At 42.4% G+C, this 8471-nt stretch carries 8 protein-coding genes and 1 pseudogene; 4 read left to right on the top strand and 5 right to left on the bottom strand.

Annotation, left to right across the window (positions count from 1 at the left end; genetic code table 11):
• From C7H79_RS02870 to C7H79_RS18680, 4 genes and pseudogenes are all read left to right on the top strand, one after another.
• A pseudogene (locus C7H79_RS02870) lies at nucleotides 1-105 on the top strand (IS1595 family transposase); the annotation flags it as partial.
• Between the two features lie 75 nt (nucleotides 106-180).
• Entirely contained in the window at nucleotides 181-1299 is a 1119-nt protein-coding gene (locus tag C7H79_RS18690; RefSeq protein ID WP_242447108.1) for a hypothetical protein, read from the top strand.
• Between the two features lie 35 nt (nucleotides 1300-1334).
• On the top strand, nucleotides 1335-1496 hold the full coding sequence (locus C7H79_RS18685; protein ID WP_242447107.1) for a hypothetical protein: 162 nt from the start codon (nucleotides 1335-1337) through the stop codon (nucleotides 1494-1496).
• On the top strand, nucleotides 1489-1944 hold the full coding sequence (locus C7H79_RS18680) for a hypothetical protein (protein ID WP_242447106.1): 456 nt from the start codon (nucleotides 1489-1491) through the stop codon (nucleotides 1942-1944). Before C7H79_RS18685 ends, C7H79_RS18680 begins: the two co-directional genes overlap by 8 nt.
• A gap of 126 nt (nucleotides 1945-2070) precedes the next feature.
• Here the strand turns inward: C7H79_RS18680 and galU are convergent, their stop codons facing one another.
• From galU to cysD, 5 genes are all read right to left on the bottom strand, one after another.
• Entirely contained in the window at nucleotides 2071-2952 is an 882-nt protein-coding gene (gene galU / locus C7H79_RS02860; RefSeq protein ID WP_106705786.1) for a UTP--glucose-1-phosphate uridylyltransferase GalU, read from the bottom strand.
• A 51-nt stretch (nucleotides 2953-3003) separates the two neighbouring features.
• Nucleotides 3004-4035: a UDP-glucose 4-epimerase GalE gene (galE, locus tag C7H79_RS02855; protein ID WP_106705785.1), complete on the bottom strand. Its 1032-nt coding sequence runs from the start codon at nucleotides 4033-4035 to the stop codon at nucleotides 3004-3006.
• Nucleotides 4036-4114: 79 nt separating this feature from the next.
• Nucleotides 4115-5074, bottom strand: coding sequence for a DHH family phosphoesterase (locus C7H79_RS02850; protein WP_106705784.1), 960 nt, complete (start codon nucleotides 5072-5074; stop codon nucleotides 4115-4117).
• 79 nt (nucleotides 5075-5153) lie between these two features.
• Complete coding sequence (gene cysN / locus C7H79_RS02845; protein WP_106705783.1) at nucleotides 5154-7058, bottom strand: sulfate adenylyltransferase subunit CysN; 1905 nt, start codon at nucleotides 7056-7058, stop codon at nucleotides 5154-5156.
• Nucleotides 7058-7954 (bottom strand): sulfate adenylyltransferase subunit CysD, encoded by an 897-nt coding sequence (gene cysD, locus C7H79_RS02840; protein WP_106705782.1) that lies wholly within the window; start codon nucleotides 7952-7954, stop codon nucleotides 7058-7060. The genes cysN and cysD overlap by 1 nt, the downstream gene beginning before the upstream one ends.
• Between the last annotated feature and the right edge of the window lie 517 nt (nucleotides 7955-8471).

Raw genomic sequence — 8471 nt, 5'->3', positions numbered from 1 at the left:
AAGTTCTGCTACCGGTTCAACCGGCGTATGTGGGAGGCCGAGTTACCACTACGCCTTCTCAATGCTTGCCTGACGCACACTCAGATCAAACTGAAAATAGTATAGAGGCATATAATTAAATGAAATGGCCGATTCTTTTTGAAACTTATTGTTCTAATAAATTCACTTAAAGGATTATCGATGAATATTTACCGATTTAACTATGCAGTGTTATTTTTGCTGTCGTGGATTTTTGCTCCGTCAGTATTGGCTAATGAAATTATTTGTGAACAAACCGGTACGACGCATATTTGGATTTCCCCCTTAATTCCCAAAGCCAATGAATTAATAAAGATTATGGCTGTGTCTACTGATGAGCCGGTAACGGAATTAAGCGTGATCGATTCTCAAGGTCGGCACATATCACTGCAATCGCGCCGTCGCGGTGGCCCGCCTTGGAGTTTGGTAGCCGAGTTCGACGAAATCAGAGCAGGGAATTATCGCGTAGTAGCAAGCCGTGATGACCAACAGATTGCTTGCCAACCGATAATTACTGAAGAACCAATCCTTACGGGTAGATACAGAGCATGGGATCTTGCTACCGAAGCTTTTTATTCTGCCTGGATTGAAGAACTATTTGGTGCGCCGATCGAGGAAAAATTCAGTTTTAATTCCCTGGAGCCTGTGCTGCGTAATATAGATCGCAACTTCTTGTACAACTATCTTGATCTTAATGAAGATATAAGCTTGGCGCTAACTCCAGATTGTGCCGATTTACCTTACACATTACGAGCTTATTTTGCCTGGAAAATCGGCCTTCCAAATGCCTTCCGTGCCTGCAATCGAGGTTCTGCTGCAGCGCCGTCACGTTGCAGTACGCCCACCATAATAAGTGAATTTGGCCATAAAATCACCTCGCAAGCTAGCTTTATGAAATTCTGCAGGCAACTGGTTAATACTGTTCATTCACGTACCGAATTTACAGATGAATCGACCGATCTATATCCGGTTTCAATGAGTCGAAAGGCCCTCTGGCGTGGGACGGTTTATGCCGATCCTTATGGCCATATACTAGTTCTGGTCGAATGGGTTTCACAAACAACTGATCGCCCTGGCATGCTGCTGGCTGTCGATGCTCAGCCTGATAATTCGATTGCTCGCAAACGGGTGTGGGAAGGGACATTATTGTTTGCTCGTACCAAAAGTGCTGGACCTGGATTCAAAGCTTTCCGGCCTTTGGTTCGCACCCAGTCAAATAATTGGCGATTACTTTCCAATGAAGAATTGATTGCTCAATCCGATTTTGCTCCTTTTTATTAGAGCAGGATCAGCTCACACCTGATGATTTCTATGCCATGCTGACTCAACTCATTAATCCTGATGGCCTTGATCTCGTGCAAGTGTACGAAACCACTTTGACTGCCTTGATTGAACAAATCGAGACTCGTGTGAATTCAGTGAACAATGGTGAAATTTATTTTTCGCAAGAACCCACGCAGCATCATTCAGATGCCTAGCGGCGTGGCGATTTTTCAAACGCTCTGTCCTTGGGAAGATTATTCCACGCCTTCCCGTGACATGCGTTTGATCGTCGCAATCAATGTGCTCAACGATTTATCCAAAAAAAACATGCATCACCCTGAATTATTTGTTTTAAATGGGCTGAATCCCGAGGCTGCCAAGTCTATAATTGAACAATATCACAATAAACGTATCCATGAACGAAGTATCCGTTATACGCGTACGGATGGTAGCCCTTGGGAGCTTTCCATAGCAGAGGTGCTTATACGCAGGTCTAATTATGAAATGGCTTACAATCCCAATGATTGTATCGAAATCCGCTGGGGTGCTGAGCCAGATACGGAAGAATATTCCACTTGCCGTCGTCAGGCACCTGCGGAACAATGTGCAAAAATGGAACAATATCGGGTTTGGTTTCGCGAGCTACGAAGACCGGCACAATGAATGATTTCTCCTTATTTTAAACGGCGTGTTAAAGGAATGATGGCTGTCAATCTGTACCGGATACTTCAATTTATTCTGACAATCTATATTTAAAGATTCTTAAAGGACATCCGGCACCAGTAATTTTTAGGAGTATTCTTTGGTCAAATTAGTCAAATAGGTTTTGAATTCATCTTTTAGTTCGGGGTGTTGTAAAGCAAACTCTACCGTTGCCTGCAAATAACCTGATTTGCTGCCACAGTCAAAGCGCTTGCCTTGAAATTCATAACCTAATACGGTTTCTTCATTAAGCAATTTTGCAATACCATCCGTGAGCTGAATTTCGTTGCCAGCGCCTCGTCCGGTTTGTTCCAGAAGTTTGAAAATGCGTGGTGTCAGAATGTAACGTCCGACTACTGCCAAATTGGAAGGTGCTTGATCAACTGCTGGTTTTTCAACAATGGCTTTAACTTTGAACAAAGTATCCGAAATTGGCACGCTATCGATAATTCCGTAGCGATTGACAGTTTCGTGCGGCACCCGTTCAATTCCTAAAACTGAACAATGATTCTGATTATAAATATCGGCCATCTGACTCAGACAGCATTGTTCATCCGCATTAATTAAATCATCCGCCAGCAGCACCGCAAAAGGCTCATCACCAACCACGGACTGCGCACATAAAACAGCGTGCCCCAGTCCCAATGCTTCTGCCTGACGAATATAAACACAATCAATACGTGACGGCAGAATGTTACGAACTATGTTGAGCATTTCCTTTTTTTTACCTTCTTCCAACTTAGCTTCCAATTCAACAGCTTTGTCAAAATGATCCGGGATTGAGCTCTTGTTACGACCAATAATGAAAATGAGCACATCGATACCTGCAGCAACAGCTTCTTCTGCGGCAAACTGAATCAATGGTTTATCAACGATAGGCAGCATTTCCTTTGGATTTGCTTTGGTTGCCGGTAAGAAACGGGTTCCTAATCCGGCAACAGGAAATACAGCTTTTCTTATTACTTTCATTTGATATCTCCTTGGTATTTAATAATAAATAAGATGTTATCCAGTTTGGTTTTAATAACCATTGGGATTAGTGTATTGCCAGTGCCAACTATGGGCGCACATTTCGTTCAATCCGAGTTTTGCTCGCCAACCGAGTAACGCATAAGCACGCTCCGGATTCGCGTAACAAGATGCAATATCGCCTGAGCGCCGCGGTGCAATACGATAAGTAATAGACCGCCCACTTGCTTGCTCGTAAGCACGAACCACCTCTAAGACACTGTATCCTCTACCGGTTCCTAAATTTACGGTTAAACAACCCTCATCATTGCTAATTTTTTGCTCGTTTTGGGAGACTCCCAGTTTTTCCAATGCCTTGAGATGACCAAGCGCTAAATCAACGACATGGATGTAGTCACGCACCCCAGTACCATCGGCAGTGGGATAATCATTACCCCATACGCTAAGAACATCTCTTCGACCTATGGCCACTTGTGCCACAAAAGGCATTAAATTATTGGGTTTTCCTTGCGGATCTTCGCCAATTAAACCGCTTGGATGTGCGCCTACTGGATTAAAATAACGCAATATGCCGATACGGAATGAAGGGTCGCTGTGTTGTAGATCGCGCAATATTTCTTCAATCATCAACTTGCTGCGTCCATATGGATTGGTGGGAGAAAGCGGATGATCCTCCGTCAGTGGTAGCTTAACGGGATTGCCATAAACCGTTGCAGATGAGCTGAATACCAGTGTTTTTACATTACATTCTTGCATTGCTTCCAATAGACGTAATGTGCCTGCTACATTGTTATCATAATATGAAAGCGGGTGCTCGACAGATTCTCCAACTGCTTTAAGTCCGGCAAAATGTATAACTGCTTTAGCTTTACTTTGCTTGAGAGCTGTAACCAATGCAGTTTGATCACGACAATCGCCAGATATTAATTCTGGTTTTTTGCCAGTGATCTGTGCTACTCGTGCTAGTGCTTCGGGGCTGCTGTTGCAGAAATTATCAAATACGGTTACATCAAATCCGGCATTTAGTAGCTCTACGCACGTATGAGATCCAATATATCCGGCACCACCGGTAACAAGAATCATGACAATAAACCTCGACAAGTAATGATAGACTTATTTAGCCGGATTGAAATTCGCCTAAATTCCCCAGTGTTTCGCTGAATTAGCTGCAAAAATGCTGTTTAAAACTGGTTACAAATATATCTAACGAATTGGTTGGCAAATGGTTGATACCGGCTGCGGCTTTGCGCCCTCCCCCAGTATCAAATTGCAAACACAAGACATCAGCTCCACTCGGATTTGCGAGAGATGCTCGTACACTTACAGTATAGTTGCCGGCATGATTAGGTGTTATCACTGCATGCGCGCGCTTTGGATAGGCATTTGCCAGTTTGTTAGCAAAAATACCACTGACGCGCCTAGCCCAAGGGGCATCCGGCAATAAATATGCAGCATACTGTTCAGTGGCTGTCAAAGGCTGTAGTGAATTCGCTTGACTCGTATCATCCTGATATCCAGCAGCAAGTTTTTTGAAAGCGATCGATTTTGCGATAAAATCGAATGGATTGATATAAGGTTTTATTTCCTCGTAAAGTGCAACGGGATGAAAATGCAGATCAGGTAAATTATCACCGTAACCATTGTAGTTTAGATATTCCCCCAAATGTGCAAGTTGGTCTGTCTCAGCCTCTGTAAGCCCTGCTGAAACTGTCAATTGACGGGCCTTCTGTATGAGATTGTCGCCGAAAGCGGCTGTAATCGCCCACAAATGAAATTTCCCTTTCAGAAATTGATCGACCAGAAGGCTGGTGCAGACATCAACAGATAAATCGATATGCGCCGTCAGATTGCGGTGTTGCGGTATTTCTCCTGCGTAATGATGATCAAAATATTCCACTTTGACGCCCGACTCCAGTAATCGCATCAATTCTTTGCGATTACTATCCAGAGAAATATCGAGTACTGTTACAAGATCATCTGAATCTGCCTTCACTCGATCCAACAGCTTGATATCTCGCTTAACTCCAGTTATCAGGTTGGCAGTTGTTGGATCAGCAAGCCTGAGTTGATGTAATGCACATACACCATCCGCATCACCATTAAACACATAAAAACGATTCATTCGGATAGCATCCTATATGAAAATATATGAAAAAAATAACTATCATTCTTTATTCAGTGGATATTGACTATTAAAAAAGCTAGTTTAATGCGCCTATATGTGTCAGGTAGTTGACAATTTGATCGACAGCCTGCTCCGGAGACAGCTTCGTGGTATTAATATGAATATCCGGATTCTCTGGTGCTTCGTAAGGTGAATCAATACCGGTAAAGTTTTTCAATTCACCTCGACGCATTTTTTTGTACAATCCTTTCGGATCGCGCTCTTCCGCAACATGAATTGGCGTATCAATAAACACCTCAAAAAATTCACCCTGCTCTACCAATTCACGCGCCATTCTACGCTCTGATTGAAAAGGTGAGATGAATGACACAACGACAATCTGACCTGCATCAACCATCAATTTAGCAACTTCAGCGATGCGGCGGATATTTTCAACTCGATCTGCATCGGTAAAACCAAGATCCTTATTAAGCCCATGTCGTATATTATCTCCATCCAGCAAATAAGTATGCTTACCAAGGGAATAGAGTTTCTTCTCGACCAAATTGGCAATGGTAGACTTGCCGCTGCCGGACAAGCCCGTAAACCAAAGAATAAATGGTTTTTGCCCTTTTATGACGGCATGTGCCTGCTTATTGATATTGATCGCTTGCCAGTGAATATTCTGTGATCGACGCAAGGCAAAATGTAGCATGCCGGCGCCAACCGTGTTATTAGTTAAACGATCAATGAGAATGAAACCGCCAATATCATGATCTTCTTTATACGGATCAAAAGCTATCAATTGATCAGTACTCAAATTACAAATACCAATTTCATTGAGCTCCAATTTAGTGCCAGCGACATGTTCGAGAGTGTTGACGTTTACCTTATATTTCAGCACTGAAACATTTGCGGTGACAGTTTTTGTTCCGATCTTCATCAAATACGGTCGACCGGGAAGCATCGATTCATCAACCATCCATACAATCGTAGCTTCAAACTGATCAGCCACACCAGGCAGAATCTCGGTGGCTGCTAAAATATCACCTCGACTGATATCGATTTCATCAGCCAGCGTTAAGGTAATGGATTGTCCTGAAATGGCCTGTGTCAAATCGCCATCGTTGGTCACAATGCGAGTTACACGACTTTCTCTGCCGGAAGGCAGGACACGAATAAGATCACCCGGCTTAACGCTGCCCCGAGCAATCATACCGGAGTAGCCTCGGAAGTCCAGATTTGGACGATTGACCCATTGTACCGGCATACGAAAAACCCCGGATTCTACATTGACATCCTCGACCTGCACATTCTCCAAATATCCCATCAATGTTTCACCACGATACCAGGGTGTGTTGTCGCTCAGTGAAGTAATGTTATCGCCTTTCAGCGCTGACATCGGAATGGTTATGATATTATTCAGTTCTATTTCTTTTGCGAAACTGCGATAATCCATATCAATCTGATTGTAAACTTCTTCTGAATATCCCACCATATCGAGCTTATTGATTGCGAGCACCACATGTTGAATGCCAATTAAAGAAACCAAATAACTGTGACGACGCGTCTGCGTTAGCACACCTTTGCGTGCATCAATAAGAATTATTGCCACATCAGCTGTTGAAGCCCCTGTGACCATGTTACGTGTATATTGTTCGTGTCCAGGCGTATCTGCGACGATAAACTTTCGCTTATCGGTAGAAAAAAAGCGATAGGCCACATCTATAGTTATTCCCTGCTCACGTTCTGCGGCGAGTCCATCTACCAGTAGTGCAAAATCTAAGTCGCCAGCTTGCGTACCTATTTTCTTAGAATCTACCTCTAATTGAGCCAATTGATCCTCAAATAACATTTTGGATTCATACAACATTCGTCCAATTAAGGTACTTTTTCCATCATCAACACTGCCGCAAGTGATGAACCTGAGCAAGCTCTTGTTTTCATGAGTTTTTAAATACAAATCGATATCTTCAGCAATTAAATCAGATACGTGTGCCATTAGAAGTAGCCCTCCTGTTTCTTTTTTTCCATTGAACCTGAGGAATCGTGATCGATTAATCGTCCTTGCCGCTCAGATGTTCTTGCCAACAACATTTCTTGAATAATATCCACGAGAGAACTGGCCTCGCTTTCAATCGCGCCGGTTAAAGGATAGCAACCCAATGTGCGGAAACGAACTTTTTTCATCATCGGCGACTCACCTTCTCTCATCGGCAAACGCTCATCATCAACCATAATTAAAGTACCATCACGCTCTACAACAGGCCGCTCTTTAGCAAAATACAATGGCACAATAGGAATATTATTCAAATGGATATATTGCCAAATATCGAGCTCAGTCCAATTAGAAAGCGGAAAAACCCGAATGCTCTCGCCCGGATTTTTGCGCGCATTATATAGATGCCACAGCTCAGGGCGCTGCAATTTAGGATCCCACCGATGTTGCGCTGAGCGAATAGAAAAAATACGTTCTTTAGCGCGCGATTTTTCTTCATCGCGACGTGCTCCACCGAATGCAACATCAAACCCATGTTTATCCAAAGCCTGCTTTAATCCTTCAGTTTTCCAGATATCCGTATGTATTGCGGAGCCATGGGTAAAAGGGTTAATACCCTTTTTAACACCTTCGGGATTAATGTGAACAATGAGATCAAATCCTAATTTCTTTGCCATTACGTCACGAAATTCAATCATTTCTCTAAATTTCCATGTTGTATCGACATGCAGCAATGGAAAAGGTAGTTTCGAGGGATAAAATGCTTTTACTGCAAGATGTAGCATCACTGCACTATCTTTGCCGATAGAATAAAGCATCACCGGATGCTCGCACTCTGCAACAACCTCCCGCATGATATGAATACTCTCCGCTTCAAGACGTTGTATATGTGTCAACATGGTTAATAATTTCCTTCAAAAAAATATAATAGCATTAGGGTTATATTAATATGAGTACAGAATCTTTCTTATCACGATATAAGCCTGTTTATTCCTGTAGTTTTAATGCTTACAAGCAAATTTGCTGATTCTCTGTTCAAAAAATGCGGATGTGGACCAACTTGCGACTTTATCATTGAATAATATCCGTTACTAAAAAATTCAACTTCAAAGCTTACTGTAATTTTCCTATCGATCTATTTGTTTTTTCATGTAATGAACAAACGCCCGAGCTTCAGTCTTGCGATACTAGCAGCGAATAACGGGTACTGTGCAAATTTCTAAAGGATTAAACCGATCTAAGTACAATACTTAGCATCTAAACAATATGCATGGCAATAAAATTGCAAGCAGATCAAGTGAAATATAGTTTCTGTATTACCTTAAGAAATATCTGAAGCAAGAATGAATACTCTACATGGCAAAACCAAGATAAATCACAAGCTTAAAGAATTGGATAGTCACTATGTGCCATATT

Origin of the sequence: Nitrosomonas supralitoralis (assembly GCF_003011925.2) — a bacterium.
In the GTDB taxonomy this organism is placed as follows: domain Bacteria; phylum Pseudomonadota; class Gammaproteobacteria; order Burkholderiales; family Nitrosomonadaceae; genus Nitrosomonas; species Nitrosomonas supralitoralis.
This window is presented reverse-complemented; position numbering and strand designations above follow the sequence as displayed.